The organism is Roseimicrobium gellanilyticum, assembly GCF_003315205.1.
Classification (GTDB): domain Bacteria; phylum Verrucomicrobiota; class Verrucomicrobiia; order Verrucomicrobiales; family Verrucomicrobiaceae; genus Roseimicrobium; species Roseimicrobium gellanilyticum.
Genome location: NZ_QNRR01000016.1, coordinates 26,089 through 49,453, shown reverse-complemented (window position 1 = coordinate 49,453; position 23,365 = coordinate 26,089). Strand labels below are relative to the sequence as shown.

The 23,365-nt window shown below is 60.3% G+C and carries 19 protein-coding genes; 9 read left to right on the top strand and 10 right to left on the bottom strand.

Features of this window, described 5'->3' with window-relative positions:
• Positions 1-10 precede the first annotated feature (10 nt).
• Positions 11-1,990: a S16 family serine protease gene (locus tag DES53_RS28930; protein WP_170157504.1), complete on the bottom strand. Its 1,980-nt coding sequence runs from the start codon at positions 1,988-1,990 to the stop codon at positions 11-13.
• Between the two features lie 276 nt (positions 1,991-2,266).
• The gene (gene rfaD, locus DES53_RS28925) at positions 2,267-3,268 is read right to left on the bottom strand and encodes an ADP-glyceromanno-heptose 6-epimerase (RefSeq protein ID WP_113961833.1); all 1,002 of its coding nucleotides are present in this window, start codon (positions 3,266-3,268) and stop codon (positions 2,267-2,269) included.
• A gap of 836 nt (positions 3,269-4,104) precedes the next feature.
• Between rfaD and DES53_RS28920 the strand changes: the two genes are divergently transcribed.
• The gene (locus DES53_RS28920; protein WP_113961832.1) at positions 4,105-5,307 is read left to right on the top strand and encodes a glycosyltransferase family 4 protein; all 1,203 of its coding nucleotides are present in this window, start codon (positions 4,105-4,107) and stop codon (positions 5,305-5,307) included.
• A 446-nt stretch (positions 5,308-5,753) separates the two neighbouring features.
• Here the strand turns inward: DES53_RS28920 and DES53_RS28915 are convergent, their stop codons facing one another.
• The 3 genes from DES53_RS28915 to DES53_RS28905 are packed head-to-tail and all read right to left on the bottom strand — an operon-like array spanning position 5,754 to position 8,616.
• Positions 5,754-6,548 (bottom strand): galactose-binding domain-containing protein, encoded by a 795-nt coding sequence (locus tag DES53_RS28915; protein WP_113961831.1) that lies wholly within the window; start codon positions 6,546-6,548, stop codon positions 5,754-5,756.
• A 46-nt stretch (positions 6,549-6,594) separates the two neighbouring features.
• Positions 6,595-8,073 (bottom strand): Gfo/Idh/MocA family protein, encoded by a 1,479-nt coding sequence (locus tag DES53_RS28910; RefSeq protein WP_113961830.1) that lies wholly within the window; start codon positions 8,071-8,073, stop codon positions 6,595-6,597.
• Positions 8,074-8,133: 60 nt separating this feature from the next.
• Positions 8,134-8,616: a DoxX family membrane protein gene (locus DES53_RS28905; protein ID WP_113961829.1), complete on the bottom strand. Its 483-nt coding sequence runs from the start codon at positions 8,614-8,616 to the stop codon at positions 8,134-8,136.
• Between the two features lie 289 nt (positions 8,617-8,905).
• Here DES53_RS28905 and DES53_RS28900 point away from each other — a divergent pair, with 289 nt between their 5' ends.
• From DES53_RS28900 to DES53_RS28875, 6 genes are all read left to right on the top strand, one after another.
• The gene (locus DES53_RS28900) at positions 8,906-9,409 is read left to right on the top strand and encodes a nuclear transport factor 2 family protein (protein WP_170157503.1); all 504 of its coding nucleotides are present in this window, start codon (positions 8,906-8,908) and stop codon (positions 9,407-9,409) included.
• 29 nt (positions 9,410-9,438) lie between these two features.
• Entirely contained in the window at positions 9,439-9,768 is a 330-nt protein-coding gene (locus tag DES53_RS28895; protein WP_211325726.1) for a hypothetical protein, read from the top strand.
• A 94-nt stretch (positions 9,769-9,862) separates the two neighbouring features.
• Positions 9,863-10,741, top strand: a complete 879-nt coding sequence (locus DES53_RS28890; RefSeq protein WP_113961827.1) for a hypothetical protein — start codon at positions 9,863-9,865, stop codon at positions 10,739-10,741.
• Positions 10,738-11,928 (top strand): radical SAM protein, encoded by a 1,191-nt coding sequence (locus DES53_RS28885; RefSeq protein ID WP_113961826.1) that lies wholly within the window; start codon positions 10,738-10,740, stop codon positions 11,926-11,928. The genes DES53_RS28890 and DES53_RS28885 overlap by 4 nt, the downstream gene beginning before the upstream one ends.
• 211 nt (positions 11,929-12,139) lie before the next feature.
• Positions 12,140-12,598: a Crp/Fnr family transcriptional regulator gene (locus DES53_RS28880; RefSeq protein ID WP_113961825.1), complete on the top strand. Its 459-nt coding sequence runs from the start codon at positions 12,140-12,142 to the stop codon at positions 12,596-12,598.
• A gap of 213 nt (positions 12,599-12,811) precedes the next feature.
• Positions 12,812-13,201, top strand: coding sequence for a DUF3307 domain-containing protein (locus DES53_RS28875; protein WP_113961905.1), 390 nt, complete (start codon positions 12,812-12,814; stop codon positions 13,199-13,201).
• Between the two features lie 619 nt (positions 13,202-13,820).
• Here DES53_RS28875 and DES53_RS28870 read toward each other — a convergent pair.
• Positions 13,821-14,288: a host attachment protein gene (locus DES53_RS28870; RefSeq protein WP_113961824.1), complete on the bottom strand. Its 468-nt coding sequence runs from the start codon at positions 14,286-14,288 to the stop codon at positions 13,821-13,823.
• A 452-nt stretch (positions 14,289-14,740) separates the two neighbouring features.
• On the opposite strand from DES53_RS28870, the gene DES53_RS28865 reads away from it, so the two are divergent.
• Positions 14,741-15,247, top strand: coding sequence for a YciE/YciF ferroxidase family protein (locus DES53_RS28865; RefSeq protein ID WP_113961904.1), 507 nt, complete (start codon positions 14,741-14,743; stop codon positions 15,245-15,247).
• 819 nt (positions 15,248-16,066) lie between these two features.
• Here DES53_RS28865 and DES53_RS28860 read toward each other — a convergent pair.
• Together DES53_RS28860 and DES53_RS28855 are read right to left on the bottom strand one after the other, a co-directional pair.
• The gene (locus DES53_RS28860) at positions 16,067-16,660 is read right to left on the bottom strand and encodes a hypothetical protein (RefSeq protein WP_147263697.1); all 594 of its coding nucleotides are present in this window, start codon (positions 16,658-16,660) and stop codon (positions 16,067-16,069) included.
• Positions 16,661-16,697: 37 nt separating this feature from the next.
• Complete coding sequence (locus tag DES53_RS28855; protein ID WP_113961822.1) at positions 16,698-18,239, bottom strand: AsmA family protein; 1,542 nt, start codon at positions 18,237-18,239, stop codon at positions 16,698-16,700.
• A gap of 99 nt (positions 18,240-18,338) precedes the next feature.
• Between DES53_RS28855 and DES53_RS28850 the strand changes: the two genes are divergently transcribed.
• Positions 18,339-20,297 carry an ATP-binding cassette domain-containing protein gene (locus tag DES53_RS28850; RefSeq protein WP_113961821.1) on the top strand — a complete coding sequence of 653 codons (1,959 nt, stop codon included), beginning with the start codon at positions 18,339-18,341 and terminating at the stop codon, positions 20,295-20,297.
• Between the two features lie 253 nt (positions 20,298-20,550).
• On the opposite strand, the gene araD is transcribed toward DES53_RS28850, so the two are convergent.
• Positions 20,551-21,261, bottom strand: coding sequence for an L-ribulose-5-phosphate 4-epimerase AraD (gene araD / locus DES53_RS28845; protein WP_113961903.1), 711 nt, complete (start codon positions 21,259-21,261; stop codon positions 20,551-20,553).
• 5 nt (positions 21,262-21,266) lie between these two features.
• Complete coding sequence (locus tag DES53_RS28840; protein WP_113961820.1) at positions 21,267-22,961, bottom strand: ribulokinase; 1,695 nt, start codon at positions 22,959-22,961, stop codon at positions 21,267-21,269.
• Positions 22,962-23,365: the final 404 nt, after the last annotated feature.

Below are 23,365 nucleotides of genomic sequence, written 5' to 3'. Positions count from 1 at the left end.
GGAGAAGTCCTCAACCCTCCAGTTCCTCGCGTACGGTGGGGTCGTTGAGCAGTCGGCTCAATTCGGATTCCACCGAACTGGCAGCACCGCGAATCTTGACCCGGTATTCCATGGCTCGCGGTCCCGTCTGGGCGGGGCGGTCCATGGCCTCCTTCACGGCCGTGCCGAAATTGATGATGGCATCTGCATACGGGCGTGCCCGTGCGTCACAGCGGGCGCGGAGTCCCTGCAGGCGTGTCAGGCTGCTGCCCAAGGAGGACTTCCCGATGTTGTTGAAAGCGTCTCCCTTGCTCGTTTTGATCGTGGAGATCAGGTCTCCGGCCGAGTTGTCGATGGCAACAATGGAGCCCGCCAGGGAAAGGGTCTGCGGAAGTTTGCCGGAGGCATACATGAGCAGGTATTTCGCGGAGAGATTGTTCGGCGCGTTCTTGAGCACCTGCTGAAGTTTCGCAATCACGTGCTGGTTGCGCAGCCAGGAGCCCATCTGTGCCGGACTGCGCATCAGCAGCTCCTGCACTTGATTCATCTCAGCGATCGCCGCCTGGGTGGTCTCAGGTTTCTGTGCCAGGGCAAGGGCTTCGGCTTGCTTGAACTCTCCAATGCCGAAGATCTGGATGCTGGCAAAGGGAGTGGGCCCATCCATGAGCAGCAGGTCGGGGAGGGATGATTCATTTCTTACCGGAATGCCGATCAGCTTGCACTGACCTTTCGTGGCGCCGCGGATTTTTGCAGCGACTCCGCCGATGGGCTGCACACTTCCATCCGCATTCATGTCGCCGGTGACCGCGAAGTTCGGGTCGAGTTCCTTCCCAGAGATGAGCGAGTGCAGCAGCAGGGCACAGGCCACGGCAGCGGAAGGGCCATCCTTGTTGGAATACTTGTCCGCAAACGAGATCTCGATCGCGTGTCCCTTGGGCCAGCCATTGGAATTGAGCTGGGTGAACTTGGTCACCTCTTCCAGGGCCTTGCCCATCATTGGGCCCACGGGCTGGTTGAAGCGCAGGGTGGAATTCCCGGCGTTGTCCGCTTCAGGAAGGGCAATCGCGCTCATTCTGGCTGCGCTGCCCGCTTCGCCACTGGCGAGGGACATGATGAGCAGGCCGTTCACGGCGGTTTGTTTGAGCTTGAGCCCGCTGTCGGGAGCTCCCATGGTGCCAGTGGTCGATCCGGTAAATTCGGCCTCTTTGGCGGGTTCGTTCGGAGTGCCAGTGGGGTTCGTCCTGCTCTCCTGTGGAGTCGTCTGCACCAAGGCTGTTGGAAGGAAATTTTCCCTCAGAGAACCCGCGGGAGGCTGGTTGACGAGCTTCACCACGCCTTGTGTAGCTGTATGCGCCACTGAAGAGCCCACTTTGCCAAGGGATGAGGACGTAAAGCGGAGCTGTGGATATTTTGCCGCGACCTCACCGGCACTCGTAGCTGGAATAAATTTTGCGCTGACTGGCAGGGTCTCGACTCCTGGAATACTGAGTGCCTTCGCCCCATCCCCGGGCCGGCAATTCTCGAAAATGCAGTCTTCCGAAATGGCAAGCATGGCGGTGTCGAGAACGAGATCTGTGAATTTGCAGGCTTTGAGTTTCAGTTCGTTGTGCTTCACATACTCCCGGAAGCTATCGGTCAGGGGAACGTCGGGCAGAGTCGACGAAGGACCGTAGACAGTGCACTGCTCCAGCTGGAAGGTGCCTTCGAGGTTCGTCCCATTTCCTGTAGCGGGCCGCAGATAGGACAACTCGGTTTCGCTCAAGATACAGTCCTTGAGAAGGATCCACGTTCCAGAGTGCGGGTAACCTGAAACGGGCAGGGGGGAGCTCCTGTAGAACGCTCCTTTGGTCCCCACTTTGGTTGTCTCGAGGAAGCAGCCGGTGAGGTCCGCAGCTCCGTTTTCAGCGACGACAATGCTACAGTTTCGAAAGGTGACGTTGGTCGCCACGAGCCTCGTGTTCGTCAGCGTGAGGTGAACGCCGTACACCTCCGAGAACGGGGCGATTTCCAAGACGATCTTTTTCCCCAACCGTGATTGAAAAAAAGGCTCTCTCACATCGCCACCGACCATGTGGACGTTGGAGCTCGAAGTGTATTTCGCCTTTGGGAGGCTCGCGGACTCGTTGGAATATATCGTCTGTCCCTGAACCAGGTTGGGTGTCGCTACCTGCAAAACCAGCAAAAGGCCACCGTACAGAAAATACTTGGAAAGTGATGGGAGTTTCACGCGCCCATCCATCAGGAAAAACCAATGTTTGTCAATTACTTCGTTAGCGAAGTAATTGCCCTAATCCCCGAGCAATTTTCCCGGTGCCATGTAGCCCTGCACGTAGTCCTTCACGGCGACGTCCAGCTCAGTGATGGTGCCGTTGAAGCCGGCGGAGCGCAGTTTGCTGATATCCGCGCAGGTGTAGTACTGGTACTTCGCCTGCAGGTGGGCGGGCATGTCCACGAACTCAATGTTCACCGGCAGATCCAGAGCGGCAAAGATGGCGCTCACGAGCTGCTTCCAGGAGTGGGCCTTGCCGGAGCCGAGGTTGCAGAGGCCGCCCACGTCCGGGTTGGTGCCGAGGAAGATGGTCATGTCCACCGCATCCTTCACATAGAGGAAGTCGCGCATCTGCTCGCCGTCGCCGTAGTCGGGGCGGTGGCTGCGGAAGAGTTGCACCTTGCCCTCGTTCTGGATTTGGGCGAAGGCCTTGTTCACCACGGAGCGCATGTCGCCCTTGTGATTTTCATTCGGGCCGTAGACGTTGAAGTACTTCAATCCCACGATGCGTTGGTCGATGCCGGCGCGGCGGGCATACTGGTCGAAGAGGTGCTTCGAGTAGCCGTACATGTTCAGCGGGCGCAGCACGTCGATGTCCTCCATCTTGTCATCCATGCCATAGGCGCCATCGCCATAGGTCGCAGCGGAGGAGGCGTAGACGAAGCGGGCGCCCATGCCAAGTGCCCAGTGCGCGAGGGTCTTCGTGTACTCGAAGTTGTTCTTCATCAGGTGGTGCGAGTCGCGCTCGGTGGTGGCCGAGTTCGCGCCGAGGTGATACACCACATCAAACTTGCCCAGGTGATCCGGCCGGGTCTCGACAGCCTTCAGCAGATCATCGGCGTCCAGGTAGTCGGCATACTTCAGTGCCACCAGGTTCTTCCATTTCTCGTCCGTCGAGAGGCGGTCGGTCACGAGGATGTTCTCATGTCCCCGCAGATTGAGCGCCCACACCAGTGCCGAGCCAATGAATCCGGCGCCGCCGGTGACGAGAATGCGAGGGGAGTTGCTGCTGGAAGCCATGAGGAAAGGGAGAATGAGGAAGGAGGAGAGAACTATGTTTCGCGTGCTGCGCGGCGGGGTCAAGAGGCGCGTACAGGTGGAATCGCAAAGCAGAGCGTTCGCACAACAAAGAAGCTCTCAACGGAGGTTGGGCCTTCCGGCCTGACGTGGTAGTTGGGTCTTCCGACCCGACAGCAACCCCTCCCTTTTCCGATTACATCACAAGGCCGTTTCCGCTTAACCGCAAAGACGCAGAGGGGCAAAGGACGCAAAGGACCTTGGGATGGAGTGGGGGAGGTGATGGATACGCCGGACGTGGTGCACTTCGAAGCAGAGGAGGCAGAGTCGCGGCGGGGGATGTGTGGTAGGGATGACTTTGAGTTGGTCGCCGGGGTGAGGCGGGTTGGTTTTATCGCAAAGCAGCCAAGCAGCAAAGGACAGGGAGGTTGCCCATCAGTCAGAAAGGAAGCCTGGTCTCCTGACCAGATAGAGGCCCGCACCTCAAGACATTCACAGACCGGACCGTCAGGCTGGAGGCCTAACCTCCGTTGGAAATTCTTTGCTGCTTTCGCTACTTGGCCGCTTTGCAATAAAACAAAGCCTGCGTGCTCAGCATGCAGTCGTCCTTTCCTCGCGTCCTCTCCGTTCCTCTGCCTCCTCCGCAACGAAACGCACCACCTCCCGCAGGCAATACCCTTCCAATCCTCTGCGACCTTTGCCTCTCTGCCCCTTTGCGGTTAACCGGAAGCGTCCCTATGGCGTGATATCGTCTGCTTCCTTCCCGCCACACTCCCAAAACTTTGCGCTTTCCCCGCCACGCATCCCGCGTTTCATGGGCGAAGGGAACCACGACACGCATGCGCATCCTCCAGGTCTTCAACCGCTACGTCCACATGGGGGGCGAGGAGAAGTCCGTGGACCGCATCTACCGCCACCTGGGTGAGCGGCATGAGATGGGGCGCTGCTTCTTCGAGAGCAAGGAATGGCTGGACCCCGGCGCGCCGGGGAAGTTCGGCCAGCTTCGACGGACCTTCTACAATCATGAGAGTCGTGAGCGCTTCACAAAAGCGGTGGAGAAGTTCCATCCAGATGTGGCGCTGTTTCACAACGTGTATCCCGTCGGCTCACCATCTCTGTACCACGCGGCGCAGACGTTGGGCGTGCCGGTGATCCAGTACATGCACAATTTCCGACCCTTCTCCATCAGCGGCACGCTCTATGCGAATGGCGTCTTCCCGGAAGAGGCCTTGCGCGGTGACTTCCGCCGTGAAGTGCAGGCCGGGGTGTGGCAGGGCTCGCGCCTGAAGTCCGCCATCATGGCCATGGTACTGCGCCGCCTGCATCGCTCCGGGTGGCTGCAGAGTGTGAAGGCCTGGGTGTGCATCTCTGAGTTCTTGCGGGACAAACTGGTGCACGGTGCGGGCCTTCCGGCGGAGCACGTCTTTGCCCTGCGCCACTCGTGGGACGTCATGCCGAATCCGGTGGCCACGGATGACAGGGGCTACTACCTCTTCCTCGCGCGGCTCGTGGATGTGAAGGGTGTCACCACCTTGCTGCGTGCGTGGGATATCCTTCGCGAGAAGCTCGGCGCAAACACGCCGCATCTCTGGATTGGGGGTGAAGGTCCGCTGGAAAACGAAGTGCGCACCGCCGTCGCGAAGCACCAGGACATCCATCACCTAGGCCTCATCGAGAGCGCGCAGAAGACTGAAGTGCTGCGCCACTGCCGGGCCATGCTCGCGCCTTCTTTGTGGTGGGAACCCCTGGGCCTCGTGACCTATGAGGCGTATGACTATGCCAAGCCCATGCTCGCCGCCGCTTCAGGAGGTCTCACGGAAACAGTGCAGCATGGAAAAACAGGGCTGCTGCATGAGCCGGGCAATGAAGCTGCACTTGCGGAGGATGTGATGAGACTCGAAGCGATGTCTGCGGAGGAGCGTCGTACCATGGGTGCGGCAGGTCGGCAGTGGCTGCTGGAGAATACCGGCGTGCGGCAGTGGCAGGATGCGTTTGATGAGGTGCTGGAGAAGGTGCGGAGCGGGCTGCGTAGTTCAACGTAGCTCGCGAGTCCCTTCGCGAGGGGCTTGGGGTTCAGCAGGTACAAATTTACCTGCGTATGGGAGCATCTATGATGGGTGAGTTTGTGTGCAGGGTGTTCAACGCAGAGACACAGAGACGCAGAGGAACTTCGGAGACTGAAACTGAGAATTGCCGTTCTGGGTTCTGGGTTCTGGGTTCTCGGTTGGTTCCGTGTTCCGCATTGTTCGCCATGTGAACGCTGGACTCCGGACTCCGCCTTCCACACTCGCAGCCCTCAGGCTCCGAAGTTCCTCTGCGTCTCTGTGTCTCTGCGTTTGATCCAATGCAGCCCGCCACACCCAACACCCTTCGCCAACCAACCCAACCCCTCAGCACCGGCACCCCCTTCAAACAAACAAAGCGCCGGAGTCTCCCCCCCGGCGCTTTGTTTGTTTGAAGAATCAATCTGCTTTGAGAAGCATCAACCTTACTTCGCAGGCGAGCCGTAGACGCTCACTTCGATGTAGTGGTTCATTTCGTTTGCGGTGTTGCCGTTGCTCCAGAGGCGCACATAGCGGCCCTTGGTGCCCTTGGCGTCGATGAGACGGCCGTGGTTGGTTTCGGTGTAGGCGAGGTCAGGGCCCTTGCCGAGCTTCGAGCTGTCGTCGTGGTCGCTGTTGTACACGCTGGTCACGCCGGTCTCGAACTTCGGATCATTGCTGACCTGCACGTTCACGTCGAAGTACACGGAGGCCTGCTTGTGGAAGTGCCAGAGGAGGATTTTCCAGATGTCGTACTCGGCGCCGAGGTCGATCTGCACCCACTGGTGGCCAGGGGCGAGTTCCACGTAGCAGCCGTCTGCGGCATCCGCGTCACCGTCCGTCACGAGGTCCAGCGTACCGATGATCGGCAGCGGGTCGGAGCTGGTCACGGTCTTGCCCTTGGCCACGTTTTCCGTGCCCTTGGGAAGGCTGAAGTTCAGGCGGGCCTTCACGGCTTCCGGGTCAGCCTTTTCCAGGTTCGGGATGTCGCCGACAGGCACGGGCGTACCGACGAACATGGCCTTCGGATAGCTGGGCTTGATTTCCACCAGCTCGCCCGCAGGCACGTTGGCGGGAGGAGCCGCAGCGGAGGCGCCACCGCCAGCGGCGGGAGCGGTCGCTTCGGTCTTGGCTGCATCACCGGAGGGGGAGGCGGGCTTCTGCTCTCCGCACGAGGAGAGGGCGAGGGAGGCTGCCACAAGGCCGCCGGCAATAAGGAGGATGTCGGTCTTCAGTTTCATTTTTGCGTTTGGAGATTCAGGTTGGATGGCTCAGGGAGGATGGTTCTCAGGCCACAGTGAAGTCTTCGGGGGTGAACACGACCTTGGCGCCCTTTTCGATGGCTTCGTACGCCTTCAGCACGGTCACGCAGGACTTGAAGGCATCCATCACATTACAAGTCAGGTGCTTCGGGTCGTTTGTCTGCACGGACTCGATGAAGTTCCGGATGTGCGGAGCGTGCGGGCGCTCGTCGAGCGTCACGTTGAGCTCCCACTGGTCCAGCGCCTTGCTCTCGCGGACGTCTGCGGCGGACACCTTGGTATAGGACGGGGGCTTGGGCTTTTCCCAGTTGCGGCTCTGCTCCCAGAACTTGTTTTTGATCTTGTCCTGCGCTTTCGCGATGAAGGGCTTCGGACCTTCGCTGAACTTCGTCCAGTCGTTGCCGGGCTCGGCGTACACCTGGTTGTACATGGCAGCCTCGGAAATGATCGCGGAGCCCTTCACGCCCATGTGCTTCTCATAAAAGCCCTGGGAACCGGTGGTGGTGAGCACCTGGTAGTAGGCGCGCATGGTGCCGGAGGGGAGCTTGAACTCATACAGGCACATCACGTTGTCCGGCAGCTCGAATTTGGCCTTCGGCTGGCCGTCTTCACCCGTGGAGCCATCGTAGTAGTCCACACCGCCCGTGGCGATGATGGACACCGGGGTGGCGTCATACATCCAGTTGAACATGTCAATCTGGTGGGCACCGAGGTCGGAGAGGGGGCCGGCGCCGTACTGCTTGAAGAAGCGCCAGTTGCGGAACTGGAGCATGTCCACGTAGCCGTACTTGCTCAGCATCTCCTGCGGGATGTCCTGATTCTTCGGCACGCCGAGGGGCACAGAGGCGGAGACGCCGCGGTTCCACTGGCCGTAGCAGTGCGTTACCCGGCCGAGCAGCTCATTCTTGCGGATGACATTGTCACGCAGGTTGATGTAGCGCGGGTTGCTGTGGCGCTGGTGGCCAATCTGGAAGATGCCTTTGTTCTCACGACCGGCTTTCACCATGTCGCGAGCACCTTCGATGGTGTTGGACATCATCTTCTCGCAGTACACGGACTTGCCTTTCTCGAGGGCAAGACGGGAGAAGGGGGCGTGCAGGAAGTCCGGGGTGGCGACGAAGACGGCCTCGATGGAGGTCTCCTTGTCCAGGAGTTCCTCGATGGTTTCGTACTCGTTCACCGCGCCTTCGACCTGATGCTTGTTCTCCAGGGCCATGCGGCGGGCCATCGGAGTGCGGTTGTACTTCCAGATGTCCGCCACGGCCACCCAGTGGATGCCGTCGACGGTCTTGGAGGCGGTGCGCAGGGCGTCGCCCTGGGCGCCACAGCCCACGAGGGCGCATTTGATTTTGCGACCGGCAGCGCTGGCCTGGGCCATGGCGCTCTTGCTGGTGGCCAGCAGGAGGCCACCGCCGGCTGCGGCGGCGCTGGTGCGGATGAAGCCGCGCCGGTCCATGAAACGGGAAAGACCGGATGGCTCAGAAGAAAGGGGAGTGGCGTTCATGCGTTCGAGTGGCACTTCACTTCACGTAACGTAAATGAGACAGGCAATCGCGGGCAGCGTTTAGTCTGCCTTGCGACGGAAGAGAAGACCATCCAGCGAGATCTGCTTGGCCTTGGCGGTCATGAGCGCCGTGGCGGTGATCAGGATGGAAACGCCGATGTAGACCACTTCCGTGTCGTCCGGCAGGGCTGCCAGGCCGAAGCCGAGGGACAGGAAGACGAGGCCGGCGGCCAGAAGGCTGAACTCGGTGAAGAGACCGATGAGGACCCAGGCGCCTACGCCGAGGAGGGCGAAGCCGATGCCCATGGCATACTGCTCACACATCCACTTGGGCAGGAAACTGTTGCTGGCCATGAGATCCGCGATCTGCGCGCTCTTGGCCTTGTAATTTTCCATGTTGAAGGTGGCGCCGTCCGCGGTCGCGCCTTTGCGGAATTTGTCGACGCCGGCCATGATGAGACGCTCAGCTACCCAGAGGCGGAGAAGCAGGTGGGCAAAAGCGAGATCGAGGCGGAATGAACGGTCGTTGCTCTCTTCGGACATGATTTGGCGATGTATTGGTGTGGGCTTGGGATGGGGGAGGTCGATTCTGTATGGGTATGCTACTGAAATCCAGTGAAATTTCCGGGCCGCCCTGGCGGGGTGGAGTTTCTTTCTGTAGTGTCCAAATTTGCCCTGAAGCACGGTGTTTTAGGGCCGGGGTGCGCCCATGTTGCAGAATCCCCATCATTTCTACTCCATGGATAGGGTGAAGCCGCGGCCTCGGTGGTTTTTTAGATGGAGATTCACCCTCGTTCGTGGTGGAATTTCGGGGAACAAAATCCTTATTGCCATGAGACGTCGAACAGCCGTGCTCTCTGCGCTTACAGGACTGGCGTACGCAGCTGCCAGCACCACGAAGGTACCCGCGGCGGAGGAGGGCTCCGCAGTCAATCCGGAACTGGAAAAGGTCAAGGCCCTGCTGAAGGCCCACGATGAAGCCCTGAAGGGGCACGACCTCGAAGGTGTGCTCAAGACATTTGCCAAAAAAGGAGCCGTCATGGGCACCGGTCCGGGTGAAATCTGGAGCGGGACAGAAGAGCTGAAGGATGCCTACACGCACTTCTTTGAGTCCTTTGACAAGGGCGAGCAGCAGTTTGAGTACCAGCACAAGTTTGGCGGGCTCAACGGGGACATGGGCTGGCTCATGGCCAGCGGAAACGTGAATGGGAAGCTGAAGGGCAAGGAAGTATCCCTCCCGCTGAACATTTCCATCACGGCCGCGAAGGAGGAGGGAGCGTGGAAAATTTTCTCCCTGCACTTCTCCACGCTCACGAGCGGTGAGGAGAAGAAATAAGCGATCCCAACCATTCTGGAGGCATGGCCATGAATGAAGAGACTTCTGGCAAGGAGATGAACACCGAGGAGGTTTCGCCGCAGGACCGCGAGGCCATGGATCGCAGGGAATGCCTGCGTGCCGTGGGCAGGTGGTCCGCCGCTGCCGTGGCGGCTGCTACGGGCGCAGCGTGGCTGGGCTCTGCGGGTTCCGCCCAGGCCGGTGCTTGGGTGAACCGGCGTTATGGTGGCGGAGGCTGGATCAATGGCCGCGGGGGCTGGGTAAACCGCGCTGGCGGCTGGCTCAACGGCCGCGGAGGTGGTGGTGGCGGATGGATCAATCGTCGCGTGGGCGGCGGTGGCTGGATCAATCGTTGGTAGTTGGTAATTGGTGCTTGGTAGTGTGTTGGTGGTTCATGGGTAAATAGACAAACCTAGGCCGGTCTTTGGGGGGCCGGAGTAGAAGGAAACGCGCATGCGTGGAGAGCGAGGAGACCTGTACCGGGATGCTATCACCATCTGGCCTGCCCAGACGGCTCCTCCCTCCACGAATGCGCACTCCCGCTGGGTGGCTTCTGTTGCCACGCCAGCGGAGTTGCTGGCCTTGCTGGATGAGTCTCCGGAGGGGCTTGAGTGGATTGAGGTCCGGGGACTGCTGGATGACCTGGAACTGTGGAGGGCCGTCGCGCAACGCCATGACGCCCTTTCACTGGATGTGCTGATGCAGGACCCCTTGGAGGAGTTCAGCCGCCTCTATCGGCTGGTGGACGCCTCGCATGCCCGTCCGATTGGGGTTACCATGCCGGTGCGTCCCGGATTTTTGAAGGCGCTGAAGCTGGCCACGTCCATCGGCCTGCCGGTACGTCTCCTGCCCGGGCAACCGGTGGGCGCGGCGCTGGCGGAGCTGGATGAGGCTCTGTCCCTGTATCTCTACGATCCCATGGTGGATGCGCCCGTGGAGTTTTTCCACTCGGTGTTGTCCCATTTCCACGGGCATCACCCCGGCGACTTGTGGGGAATCCTGCAGGAGGAGCCCGCCATGTTTCCGCGGCGTGATGAAAAGGGGCATGTGCGGGTGCCACGCACGGCGGAGGTATTTTCTGAAATGGATACCGTGGTCACGCCGGCGGGTTTCGTGGAGCGGCATGTGACGCACCTGCTGGACTCGGGCGCCGAGTGTGCCCTGTGCCCCTGGCTGGGGATGTGCCAGGGATACTTCAAGTGGCCGGATGAAAACTACTCCTGCGCTGCGGGCATCATTCCGCTCTTCGACCGGCTGAAGCAGGCCGCAGATGAGATGCGCGCGGCGCTGGCAGAGAAGGAGCCCATGCTCGAATCCACCCTCACCTCATGAGCGATCGTGTCTTCAGTGTGATCCTGCTGCCGACGTCCGAGTGCAACGTCGCCTGTGACTACTGCTTTGAGCACAAGGAAAAGCACCGCCTCTCCCGGCTCATGGTGCCACTCCTCACGAAGCGCCTGCTGGAGCACATGAAGCATGCGGGCTATGACGAGTGCGAGATCTACTGGCAGGGTGGGGAGGCCATGCTCATGGGGCCGCAGTGGTTCGCGGACACCGGCGCCTACATGGCCCGGGCCGCACACGAGGCTGGCAGGCGCTTCACACACTACCTCCAGACGAATCTCATCAGCTACTCCTCCGCTTGGAAAGAGGTCATCCTCGGCCTCTTTCAAGGGGAGCTGGGCACTTCGATGGACTACCCGAACCCGCACCGGAAGCTCTTCAGCGGCAGCGCGGAGGCTTACACGGACCTCTGGACCAAGCGGCTGGCCGAAGCCCGACGGGACGGCATCCAGATCGGCGTCATCGCCGTGCTGCATCAGGGCAGTATCGATGTGGGGGCGGAGGCCTTCTACCGCTACTACACGGAAGTATTGGGACTGGAGAACTTCCAGGTGAATACCCCCTTTCCCGGTGGCCCGGCGCATGAGGTGGAGGGCCAGTTCCGCCTGGAGAATGGCCAGCTCGCCGCATTCCTCGTGGACCTCTTCGACATCTGGATGAGGGACGGCTACGACCGCGGGGTGAAGCTCGGTCCCTTCGATGCGCTCATGGACCACTTTGAGGGGCGTGCGGCTCGCCTGCCTTGCATCTGGAAGGAGAATTGCTCAAACCAGTTCATCTCTGTCGACTCGAAGGGGACCGTGGCGCAGTGCGATTGCTGGGTCACCAGCTACCCGGAGTACTTCTTTGGGAATCTGTTTCAGGAACCCAGCCTCTCCCGGATGCTGGAGACCAGCCCCGCGCGCCGGGCCTTTGTGGAGCGACCGGGCAGGCTCGTGGAGGACGAGGATTGCCTGGAGTGCCGCTACCTCTCCATCTGCCATGGGGGCTGCCCGGTACGCGCCTACAGCGCCACCGGCAGTCTAGTGAAGAAAGACCCCTACTGCGAGGTGTACAAGGCGGTCTTCTCCACCGCCGAGAACCATGCCCGGAAACTTTTGCGCAAACCCTCCCCGACGCGATGGGAGCCGGTCAGGCCGTCCCTCGGGGCTCTGGCGACAAGTCGAAGAATTTAGGTGCAGACAGTACCAAGATGTCGGAAGGGTGGTGGTGGACAGTTTTGATGGGAGTTTCTGGCCTGCCAGGATTCAAGCAAGTGCTTGCATGGACGCCCGCCAAATCCTTCAAATTGAAATTACCACGCCTGATGGTCGTTTCTTTGCTTGCCTCTGTCTCATGCATCCTGCAAAAATGCGGCTCGAATTTCATTAATCTCAATTCACTCTCATGAGCGCCGAATTTTCGACTCCGGAACTCCCTGCCAAGGGCATCATCGAACCGCTCGGCGACGACGACCGCCTGCTCCTGAGCAGCTATGGAGAATTCCTCCCGGTACATGAGCGCCAGGTGCTGATTGAAGAGGGACACCAGCAGAACTCCCTGTTCTACGTGATCAGTGGCACGCTGCATGCCACCACCACCCGCAGCGGGCGCCCGGTGCTTCTGGGCCGCATCGGACCCGGCGAGACCATCGGTGAGATCAATATCTTCCACCCAGGCCTGGCCAGCGCCACGGTGACTGCCATTGAGTTTTCCCAGATCTGGCGCATCGACCGGCAGAGCCTGGAGGACTTCATGAATGTGAGCCCGCTCCCGGCCTCCCACCTGCTCATCGGCATTTCCAGCACATTGAGCCGCCGTCTCCGTGAGACGAATGACAAGGTGGCCATGATGCACCAAATCTAGCACCGGCGCGCGCGGAACTCCACGGCAGGACATCACCCGCTGATGCCCGGCTCTGCCATGGTGTGATGCACCTCAAGGACCCATGGACTCCCGCGTGCCCGCCAGTCTCCCGCCTGCAATGACCACGGAGCACCCGCATGTCCCGGCTGAAATCCAGCCTGTTCATGCAATTTTCCGTTTGCCATTCCATGCGTCCATGAAATGAATCCGGCCATGCTCGAATTCACGCAGCACCCCCAGACTCTTGTGCAAGGCCTGGTGCTGCTGTTCGCGTTGGCCATTGGCCATTCCCTGGCAGACTATCCGCTGCAGGGTGACTTCCTCGCGATTCACAAGAACCGCCACGTGAAGCACCCGGCCCAGAGCCGCGACTTCCCGCCCACGCTCTGGATTCACTGCCTGCTGGCCCACAGCCTCATCCATGCCGGCTTTGTCTGGGTGATCACGGGAAATGTCTTCTTCGCCCTCGCGGAAACCATTCTGCATTTCATCATCGATGCCGTGAAGTGCGAACGCATCACCAGCTACCATACGGACCAGCTCCTGCACTTGGGCTGCAAGGTGCTGTATGTCGTCGCGGCCATGATGATGAGCAGGGGGTAGGGGAGTTATGGGTTAAGAGTTATTGGGGGCGTGCGGGTGGTCGCGTCAATGGACGCTTCCGGTTCACCGCAAAGGGGCAAAGACGCAAAGGACGCAGAGGATTGGAAAGGTATTGCCTGCGGGAGGTGGGTATGCCTCGATGCGGAGGAGGCAGAGACGCGCAGGTTGGCTCTTCCGTGGTTTCCACGTTCGGCGGGGATGCTGGCTGCATGGGGTTTGTCGCAAAGCAGCAGAGCAGCAAAGAAGAGTGTGGTTTGATGAGCCTCGCAGGCCCTGGGAGCGCTGGCCTCTGGCCGGCGTGTTTGGATGTGAGGAGTTTCAGACCACGCTGCGATACCTCGCTTCATCTGCCATCGCCACAGCAGGCGCAACGGCGTGAGCGCCTCAACGCATACCTCCAATCTCTTTGCTGCTCTGCTGCTTTGCGATAAAACCCACACGCCCGCCACCGTCCACCATCGCAAAGGCGTCCCTTTCTCGCCCATCACCTATCTGCGCGTCTCTGCCTCCTCCGCATCGAGACGCACTACCTCACGCAGGCCGCCTACCTTCCAATCCTCTGCGTCCTTTGCCCCTTTGCCCCTTTGCGGTGAACCCGAATCGTCCTGTGGATCCCCCATCACACGCCATTGCTGAACTTCTTCGCGATCTGGTCCGCAGGCACATTCACCAGGTCCTGTCGCAGGTTTGTCACCAGGTTTTGCTTCGCCTGCAGGCCCACCCCATCAAGGATGGCGCCATTGATTTCTGAAGGCGCGGCGAATCCCCAGGACTTGGGCTGACGCCGTGAAACGAGCGACTCGATGTTTGATGCCACCTTGCGGAAGGATTGCATCTCGATTTCTGCTTCGAGCGTGAGCCGCTCCGCAGAACCAGTGAAGGTGCCATTCACGCCACTCCCGCGGTTCGGTCCCATCATCGGAAATGCCCCGGCCTTGTCCGTGACCTGTTCGCTGAGCTTGTTCAGCCCTTCGGGAATCTCTGCAATACTCAGTGCTTTGAGCGAGCCGGATTCGTTCGGAGTATAGGCAATGAAGCGGCCGCGATCCGCGGCGATGATCAAATCAGGAAGGTGTTTCTTGGCCATGACACACGATGGAGTGAAGGTGAACGTTCAGAAGAATCCCTGTGTATAAGCATAGGGAGTGGGCGCCCTTGCTGGCATGAAGTTGCTCGCGCCCTTCACTGGATCGCTCCTCTCATGAGTGACGGATGGGCATGCGACATCAGGGATGTGGGTCACGTCTGATTCATTAGCCGCAAAGAAACGCAAAAGGCACAAAGAAGAAAAGGTATTACTCCGCAAGCAAGATGGGGCTGGGTATGCACGGTTTGTCCCAGCGCCGATTCCTTTTGAGTTTCTTGCGTCTTTTTGCGGCTAATGAATCAGCAATCCATGCCACGAACGTGCAATACGCGGCGCATGCTCAAGCATTTCCTGCTGCATCCTGCATGATTTTTCCATGTGCATGCGAAAAGAATCCCTTGCTGTACTCATCATACATCCGCTGCGGATCATCCTCGCGAAGCATGCTCGCTATGAAACTCGAAAACCTACACGACGTCCTCGTTCACGAACTGCGAGATCTCTATAGCGCCGAGAAACAACTCACCAAGGCGCTTCCCAAGATGGCCAAGGCTGCCTCCAATCCCGACCTCGCCGCCGGATTTGAAAAACACCTCGAACAGACCGAGGAACATGTGAACCGCCTGGAGAGCATCTTCAAGGAACTGGAAGTCTCCAGCCGCGGCGAAAAATGCAAGGGCATGGAAGGCCTCATCAAGGAGGGTTCCAAGGTCCTCGAAGAAGACGCGCCCGGTGCCGTCACCGATGCCCTGCTGATCTCTGCCGCCCAACGCGTGGAGCATTATGAAATCGCCGGCTACGGCAGCGCCATCAGCTTTGCTGAGCTGCTGGGGCAGGGGAACATCGCGAAGATACTTCGCGAGACTCTCGATGAGGAAAAAGCGACTGACAAGAAGCTCACAGAAATCGCCGAGACAGCCGTGAACCTCGAAGCCGAAGCCCCGGCGACCACCGCATAGCGGCAAGCGTCCCACCTTTCGTCCACTTTCCTGCCAAATGGTATTGGTAACTGGCCGGTCTCCGCTGACCCGCCAGACAGGCAATCAATCAGTCGGGTGGCTACGCCGTCCGGCTGGTTGAGTTGTCGTGTCTGTGCGTGGAGATGAAACGCAAAGCAGCGAAGCAGCAAAGAAATTCCAGGAGGTTAGGCGTCCCGCCTGACAGTGGGCGTTAGACCTCCGGTCTGACGAATGCGTCCAATCACGAGAACACATCGCAAGTCCACTTCCGGTTAACCGCAAAGGAGCAGAGGTGCAAAGGACGCAGAGGAGGAGGGAGGATTGGTGCTGGGCGGGACGGATGGTGTGTGATGGTACATCTCGACGCGTAAGGAGGCAGAGTGGCGCACGTTGTGCTGTGGAGTGGTGCGCAAAGCAGACGCTCTGTCTCGCTGCGACTGAACGCCCGGAGGTTAGGCGTCCCGCCTGACAGTGGGCGTTAGACCTCCGGTCTGACGAATGCGTCATTCACGAGAACACATCGCAAGTCCACTTCCGGTTAACCGCAAAGAAGCAGAGGTGCAAAGGACGCAGAGGAGGAGGGAGGATTGGTGCTGGGCGGGACGGATGGTGGGTGATGGTACATCTCGACGCGTAAGGAGGCAGAGTGGCGCACGTTGTGCTGTGGAGTGGTGCGCAAAGCAGACGCTCTGTCTCGCTGCGACTGAACGCCCGGAGGTTAGGCGTCCCGCCTGACAGTGGAAGTTAGACCTCCGGTCTGACCAAAACCCCCGCTCGCCCTGTTGCTTCCTCCATCTGGAACCTTGGCCAGCCGGGTCTTCAAGCCCTCGGATGAGAAGACGCTGTAAGGGCCTGCTTCCCACGCTCAGCAAAGAAGCTGAAAGTGCGGAGAACATCGTCTTCGTAGTTGGAAGTTCCCACTGCCTTTTCGAGGGCAGGAATGATCTCATCTCGAAAGCTGATGATTTCCACCAACTCTTTCCGAACTTCTCTCGCTTCGAAGTAAGTGATGATTTCGTCGTGTGTCACTTCGTAGTCACTAAGGTGCCAGCATACCCACACTCGCTTGAGGTTTGACGCATCGAAGCTGTACTTTGCGTAGGTTTTCAGGACCTTCTGAAAGTCGGGATCGTCCTGCGCTGGTACAGACGTTTCCGTTTGATGCTCTTTGCGTTGGCCGTAGAACTTGTTTTGAAAAATGGCAAGTGGGGACTTCCAGCTCTTGCTTTTATTGAAATGTCGGCCTGAAGGAACCACGGTGCTTTCTACATGGTAGGCCGTTTTCGTCTTCGGGCTCCATGCCAGCAAATCCATTTGCCTGTTGTTTCCGCCAGGAATCTTGACGTCAGGGATGGTCAGACAGTGGCGACAATAGCGAAAATAGGATTCCACTATGCGTTCGGCAGTATTCATGGCGATACCTTGTGTTGGTGTGGCTGGTTCCGCAGGCTCACTTCCCAAAAATCGGCACCACGCCCTTCAGCACATCCACACCGGTCTCGACCGCTTTCTCCACTGTCTTGCCTGCTGCATCGCCACTGCCCTTCAGTACCTCGGTCCCGGCCTTCATCACTTCCGTGGTAACTTCCTTCACAGCCGTCGGTGATACTGGAGCACCGGCGGCTTCGCCCAGCATCTCCAGACTGCGGCCGGCGAGATCCAGCGGCACATCCAGCGCGGCCTTGCCCATGGCGATGAGCAGGCGGTTGCTCAGGTCTTCGCGAATGGAGTCCACCGTGCCGGTGATATTGACATGGGTCCACACAAAGCCGGGTGGGCCAGCGGGATTGGGCTCGGTGAAAACCTGGGACTGGGAGCCGGGAATCCACCGCAGGCTGTCCGGCAGTACCCCGACCATCAGCTTGCCCTGGATGGCGCGACCCTGCAGCGTCACATCGCCCTGCACACGCACGAGGCCATCAGATTGCAGCACGAGGTTGCGCACGTGCGTCGTGTCACCTGCACGCTCGATATCCGCAGTGGCGGCATCCAGCACTACGCGGCGAAAGCGTTGCGTGCGTGTGAAGTCCGCCACGTAGTTCAGAAGCGGCAGGTTCTCCACCACGCCATTCTTCACCTGCACCTTCGACTTCAGCACGGTGGGGGTGACTTCGTAGTCGCTACTGAGCGTGCCGCTCACTTTCGAAAGCCACTCCGCGCCCAGCACGTGCTTGAGCTCAAGATTCGCGACATGGCCGCTGAACTGCCATGCTTTGCCCTTTTCAAACGGCAGGTCTCCGCGGGCGGTCACCTCGCTGTCGCCTATCCACTTCGCCACGCCATCATTCAGCGCGAGTGAGCGGGCATCCAGCCGGGCGCTGGTGCAGGTCATCCGGAAGCGTTCCTTCACACCAGGCAGGGTGAGTGTTCCCTCGCTGCCACGCAGCAGCCAGGCACCCGCATCAGTGGCGGGTTTCGCGCCGAGCACGAGTTCCTTGACCGAGACACCCTCCGTGCCTTTCGCAGGCACGAGGTCAAAGCGGTCGATATTCACCTCATCGATCTGCGTGCGGGTGGGCAGCCAGCGTTTCAGCCAGCCGGGCATGGAGGGTGGGGCAGTCTCCAGCACGGTATCGGAGGGCAGCTCCTGCGGGATTTCCGCCACGCTCCGCAAGTCCATGCGCAAGCGATCGAGGTGGATGCGCGTCACGCGCCACACGCCACTGCGCGCCGCCTGGAAGTCAACGGAGGCCTCCACGCCTTCACCCTCGATGAGCTTCCATCCCTGGCTGCCCTTCGGCGTCACCCCTGCGCGTGAGACATAGAGGTTGGGGCCGGACCAGTTCATCGAGTCCAGGGTGGCTTCCCCTTTGACGGCGTTCCCGAGTTGCTGCGCGAGCATCTTCTGGAAGGCAGGACTCTTCAGGTACCCCTGAATCCAGATGTAGCCGTACAGTCCCACTCCGCCCACGGCCACCACCGCGATCAGGGCGCCCCACAACAGGAGGCGGAGAAGGAGGCTGTTGCTGGATTTCTTTTTCCGTCGTTTCATGCGCGCGATCTCGGAGACAGTAATCACGATACGCAACTTTTTCTGGCCAGACCAACAAATTCCGCTTAGCTGGCCGCCGGTCCCACCACCTCTCCTTGCATGCTCGAACTCAAGAACATCTCGCTCAGTCTGGATCGTGACGGTGAAGCTCATGCGCTGCTGGACGACATCACCTTCAGCATCCCCGCGGGGCACCTGCTGGCCATCGTGGGACCTTCCGGCTGCGGGAAGACCACGTTGATGAAGACCGTCGCCGGGCTGAAGCACCATGACCACGGCGAGATCCACTGGGAGGGTCGCAATGTGGAGGATGAAAAGGACCTGCACCCCTCCGAGCTCGGGTATGTACCGCAGTTCAGCATTGCGCACGATTTGCTCACCGTGGAGGAGTGCGTGGCCAGCGCGGTGGCCCTGCGCACCCGCCAGCCAGATGAGGAGACCGCGTGGGCGCTCGTGGAGACCACGCTGCAACAGACGGGCCTCACCACGCTGGCAGAGCGGCAGGTGAAGGTGCTCTCCGGTGGCCAGCGTCGCCGCCTGGGCCTTGCCCTGGAACTGGTGACCAATCCCACCCTGCTGCTCTGCGATGAAGTCACCAGCGGCCTCGACCCGAAGAGTGAGCGCGAAATCACCCAGCTCCTGCATGACCTGGCGCGCAGCAATCCGCGCCGCATCGTCATCAATGTCACGCACAGTCTGACGAATCTCTCCCTCTTTGATACCATCCTGGTCCTGCATGAGGGCCGCGTGGTGTATCATGGTCCACCGCGCGCTCTATCCCACTACTTCAGCGTGGAGCAGGCGGAGGAGATCTATCCGAAGCTCGCCCGCCGCAGCTCGGAACGCTGGGCCGAGTCCTGGGGCCGCCATCGCGATGCCTACTACGCCACGTATGGCCTCGCTCCGAAGAAGGACGAATCCAGGGACAAGGAGAAAGACAAGGAATCCTCCACGGGCGACCTCAAGGCGGTGGGAGATCGTGAGCCGGACCGCATCAAGCTGCCCTCTGCCGCCACTTTCCCCGATGAGGCTGAGAAGGAGAAAGAGGAGGAGGACGAGGGTGATGACTGGTCCAAGTACAAGAAGCGTCGCGAGAAGAAGCAGCGTGAGGAGGCCCGCGAACACGTCAAGAGCAAGAAGAAGGACGATGACGAGGGTGAGGAAGAAAGCGCGCACCCCGAAGTCTCTGAGGATCACCGGCTCCCCGGTGTGATTGCGCAGACGCGCGAGTTGCTCCGCCGCCGCTGGACCATTTTCTGGAGGGATAAGACCCAACTCTGGCTGCAACTGGCGATGACCCTCGGTTTCCCGCTGCTGGTGGTCATCTTTGGCATCGAGCCCATTCCACAAGTGCGCCAGCTCTCCGTGCGGCAGGATACCAACATGATCGCGAATGCCAAGGAACAGGAGGCCTACAACCAAAGCCAGCTCAGGGCGGGTAGTCTTGTCTCCGGCCTCATCCTGATGCAGGTGGTGCTCGTCACGCTCATGGCATCAAACAATGCCGCGCGTGAAATCGCCGGTGAACGGGACATCCTCGAGCGTGAGCGTCTTGGCGGGTTGCGAGCCACCAGCTATGTCCTGAGCAAAGTATTGTTCCTCGGCACCTTCGTCCTCGTGCAGGCATTATGGATGGGCCTCTTCGTGGAGATGGTCTGTAGCGGCATCCCGGGTGATCTCGTGGTCAAGCTCATCATGCTCGTCATGGCATCCGGCGCCATGACCTTCGTATGCCTGGGCATCTCTGCGATTATGCGTTCTCCGGAGAAGGCGACCATCCTCTCCATCTACCTCGTGGGCTTCCAGCTTCCCTTGAGTGGTGCGCTGCTCGCCCTTCCCAACTTCATCGCGCCCGCCGTGAAGCCCTTCATCGCCGCATACTGGGCTTGGGCCGGAAGCCTGAACTCCATGAAGAGCACCAGCTTCTATGATGCCGTGAAGGTCGTGATCAACACCGGCCTGGAGCCCTGGACCCTCGCCACCTTTGCCCTCGGCCTGCATATCCTGGTGGGCCTTGCCTTGACCTACGCCGGCACGAAGAACTCGCAGTGGGACTGATCGGTGCGACGGTGAGCGGTAAGCGGTGCGACGGTGAGCGGTGGAGTCGTGGCCCCGGCCAAGTTGAGTTACTGCGCCATGGGACGCTCATACTCCCCGTGGCAAATTTTTGCGCCATCTTGCGTCTCTTTGCGGCCCACTCAACTCATGATCGCAAGGACGCCGCCGAAGAGACAGTCGCAAGCTCACGTTCGCGCTTGCCAGTCATCTTCAACCCACCGTCCCACCGCTTACCGTCGCACCGTCCTACTGGTCAATTCGCCCCCTGCTGCCCGTAGTACGCTCCGGGGCCGTGCTTCCGCAGGTGGTGCTTCTCCAGGATGTGCTGCGGGATCTTTCCGAGTCCCGGGTGCAGCGTCATGGAGCCCAGCGCCATTTGTGCGCACATCTCGAGGGCGATGCTGTTCTTCAGGGAGTCCATCGCGTTCTTGCCCCAGGTGAAGGGGGCATGGTGTGCCTGCAGCACAGCGGGCATCTCCACGGGGTCGAGCCCCAGTTCCCAGAAGCGCTCCACAATCGCCACACCGGTGTGGTGTTCGTAATCGTCCGCCACTTCCTCCGGCGTCAGCGCGCGTGCCACCGGCACCGTGCCGTAGAAGTGGTCCGCATGCGTGGTGCCAAAACACGGCAGTTCACGCGAGGCCTGGGCAAACATGGTGGCATACACCGAGTGCGTGTGAGTGATGCCGCCGATGTGGATGAACTCGCGGTACAGATGCAGGTGCGTCTTCGTATCGGAGGAGGGGCGCAGGGCGCTGCCGTGCTTTGTCACATTCCCCTCCATGTCCAGCACCACCATCTGCTCCGGCTTCAGGTCCCCGTAGGCCACGCCACTGGGCTTGATGCACCACAGTCCCTGCAGGCGGTCGATGCCGCTCACATTGCCCCACGTCAGCTTCACCAGCCCGGAGGTCTCCAGTGCACGGTTGGCCTCGCAAACTTCCTTCTTCAGTGCATCCAGTATTTTGCTCATCGTTGTCTCGCGCGAATCTCCAAAAGTCGTTTCATCACATCGTACAGCCCGCCCTGCCATGCAGCAGTGCCAAAGGCGTCATGCAGAGTACGATACAACGAATACAACTCCGCGTATACTGTCTGGTTTTCAGAAATTGGGTAATACACCTTTTCTCTAGTCGCCGTCACGCGAGACTGGATGTCCGCCACCGTGCCTGCACCCGCGGCTGCCGCACCGAAAATCGCTGCACCCAGCGCACAGGTTTGCTCACTGCGGCTCACCTTCATGGGGCGACCCAGGATGTCCGCGTAGATCTGCATGAGCGTCGCGTTCTTGATGCTCAGCCCGCCCGTGTTCACCACTTCCAGTACGGGCACGCCGTACTCTTCGATGCGGTTGATGATGGTCAACGCGCCAAACGCCGTCGCTTCGATGTACGCGCGGTACACCTCATGCGCCTTCGTGTGGAGTGTCTGCCCCAGCAGCAGGCCGGTGAGGCGATGGTCCACCAGCACGGTGCGGTTCCCGTTGTTCCAGTCCAGCGCCAGCAGACCAGACGCGCCCGGCTTCTGCCCGGACATGGCGGCCTCCATTTTGACAAACTTGTCACCCGGCGTCGCGCCGTAGCTGTCCGGCACGAGGTTGTTCACGAACCACAGGAAGATGTCACCCACGGCGCTCTGGCCTGCCTCGATGCCGAAGTGCCCGCCGACGACCGAGCCATTCACGATGCCGCACACACCCGGGATGTCCGCCAGCGGCTTGCTGTCCGGCGCGATCATCAGGTCGCAGGTGCTTGTGCCTAGAATCTTCACAATCGTCCCTTCCTTGATGCCCGCACCCACCGCGCCCATGTGCGCATCGAAGGCACCCACAGCAATCGCGATGCCCTCCTTCAGGCCAAGGCGCTGCGCCCATGCCGCGCACAGGTTGCCCGCCTTCGTATCCGCCACATGAGCCTCGCTGTAGAGACGGTCACGCAGGTCGGCGAGCGCCGGGTCCAGCTTCGCAAGGAATTCCTTGTCAGGCAGGCCGCCCCATTCCGTGCTGAACATGGCCTTGTGTCCCGCCGCGCACACGCTGCGTTTCAGGGTGAGGGGATTCGTATCGCCCGCCAGCACCGCCGGGAGCCAGTCGCAATGCTCCACGAAGCTGTACCCCGCTTCGAAGACCTTCGGGTCATGCCGGCGCAGGCGCAGGATCTTGCTCCAGTACCACTCGGAGGAATAGATACCCCCGCACTTCGCCATGATCTGCGGGCGGATTTCATTGCCCAGCTTCGTGATCTCCGCCGCCTCCGCATGTGCCGTATGATCCTTCCACAGCCATACCATCGCGTTCAGGTTGCCCTTGAACTCCGGCAGCAATCCCAACGGCGTGCCTTCCTGGTTCACCGGAATGGGCGTGCTGCCCGTCGTATCGATGCCAATGCCCACCACCTGCGCGGCATCGAAGCCTGCTACATTCGCCTTCGCCTGCTCCAGCGCGCCGCGCACCACGGCCTCCAGGCCATCCAGATAGTCCTGCGGATTCTGCCGCGCCACATTCGGGTCCCGCGGATCCGTCAGCACCCCGAGGTCACCGGAGGGATAGTTGAAGACCGTCGACCCCACCTCGCGGCCATCCTTGAGGTCTACCAATAGCGAGCGGCACGAGTTCGTGCCATAGTCGATGCCGAGAGCGTAAGCGGGAGAAGATGAGGAAGCCATGGGAAGAGGAAGGAGATAGCACCTCACCCCTGTTTCAAGACACGGAAGAGGCGCTCAGTTGCGTGCGGTGCCCATGTTGAGTTTTTTGCCACGGGGCGCAATGCCAAAATCTGAATGGGCAGCTTTTCCGAACTGCGGATTCGACGCAATCGCACGGACCCTTGATGCACATGAGCGTAAGGGAACGATAGGGAAGTTGTGCCGAAGGCCTTGGACTGCGCGCAGCCCTGCTGCCGCTTTCCTCAAGTGCAGCCTGCTGCACGCTTTCACCGCGACGTAGTCGCCAAGCTTTTTGGGCACGTCATACGACAAGCGAGTGTCACCATCGCCGCAGCAGGCTGCGGACTCTGGAAAGCGGCAGCAGGCTGCACGCAGTCCAAGGCCGCTGCGCGTCACAGCATCTG

What these genes read in the sequence shown, in the direction of transcription:
- rfaD (WP_113961833.1), bottom strand. Translation starts at nt 3,268, where the DNA reads ATGGCTTCCAGCAGCAACTCCCCTCGCATTCTCGTCACCGGCGGCGCC.
- DES53_RS28860 (WP_147263697.1), bottom strand. Translation starts at nt 16,660, where the DNA reads ATGAATACTGCCGAACGCATAGTGGAATCCTATTTTCGCTATTGTCGC.
- DES53_RS28895 (WP_211325726.1), top strand. Translation starts at nt 9,439, where the DNA reads ATGAATGAAGAGACTTCTGGCAAGGAGATGAACACCGAGGAGGTTTCG.
- DES53_RS28865 (WP_113961904.1), top strand. Translation starts at nt 14,741, where the DNA reads ATGAAACTCGAAAACCTACACGACGTCCTCGTTCACGAACTGCGAGAT.
- DES53_RS28840 (WP_113961820.1), bottom strand. Translation starts at nt 22,961, where the DNA reads ATGGCTTCCTCATCTTCTCCCGCTTACGCTCTCGGCATCGACTATGGC.
- DES53_RS28855 (WP_113961822.1), bottom strand. Translation starts at nt 18,239, where the DNA reads ATGAAACGACGGAAAAAGAAATCCAGCAACAGCCTCCTTCTCCGCCTC.
- DES53_RS28870 (WP_113961824.1), bottom strand. Translation starts at nt 14,288, where the DNA reads ATGGCCAAGAAACACCTTCCTGATTTGATCATCGCCGCGGATCGCGGC.
- DES53_RS28880 (WP_113961825.1), top strand. Translation starts at nt 12,140, where the DNA reads ATGAGCGCCGAATTTTCGACTCCGGAACTCCCTGCCAAGGGCATCATC.
- DES53_RS28915 (WP_113961831.1), bottom strand. Translation starts at nt 6,548, where the DNA reads ATGAAACTGAAGACCGACATCCTCCTTATTGCCGGCGGCCTTGTGGCA.
- DES53_RS28920 (WP_113961832.1), top strand. Translation starts at nt 4,105, where the DNA reads ATGCGCATCCTCCAGGTCTTCAACCGCTACGTCCACATGGGGGGCGAG.
- DES53_RS28875 (WP_113961905.1), top strand. Translation starts at nt 12,812, where the DNA reads ATGCTCGAATTCACGCAGCACCCCCAGACTCTTGTGCAAGGCCTGGTG.
- DES53_RS28900 (WP_170157503.1), top strand. Translation starts at nt 8,906, where the DNA reads ATGAGACGTCGAACAGCCGTGCTCTCTGCGCTTACAGGACTGGCGTAC.
- DES53_RS28885 (WP_113961826.1), top strand. Translation starts at nt 10,738, where the DNA reads ATGAGCGATCGTGTCTTCAGTGTGATCCTGCTGCCGACGTCCGAGTGC.
- DES53_RS28910 (WP_113961830.1), bottom strand. Translation starts at nt 8,073, where the DNA reads ATGAACGCCACTCCCCTTTCTTCTGAGCCATCCGGTCTTTCCCGTTTC.
- DES53_RS28850 (WP_113961821.1), top strand. Translation starts at nt 18,339, where the DNA reads ATGCTCGAACTCAAGAACATCTCGCTCAGTCTGGATCGTGACGGTGAA.
- DES53_RS28890 (WP_113961827.1), top strand. Translation starts at nt 9,863, where the DNA reads ATGCGTGGAGAGCGAGGAGACCTGTACCGGGATGCTATCACCATCTGG.
- DES53_RS28905 (WP_113961829.1), bottom strand. Translation starts at nt 8,616, where the DNA reads ATGTCCGAAGAGAGCAACGACCGTTCATTCCGCCTCGATCTCGCTTTT.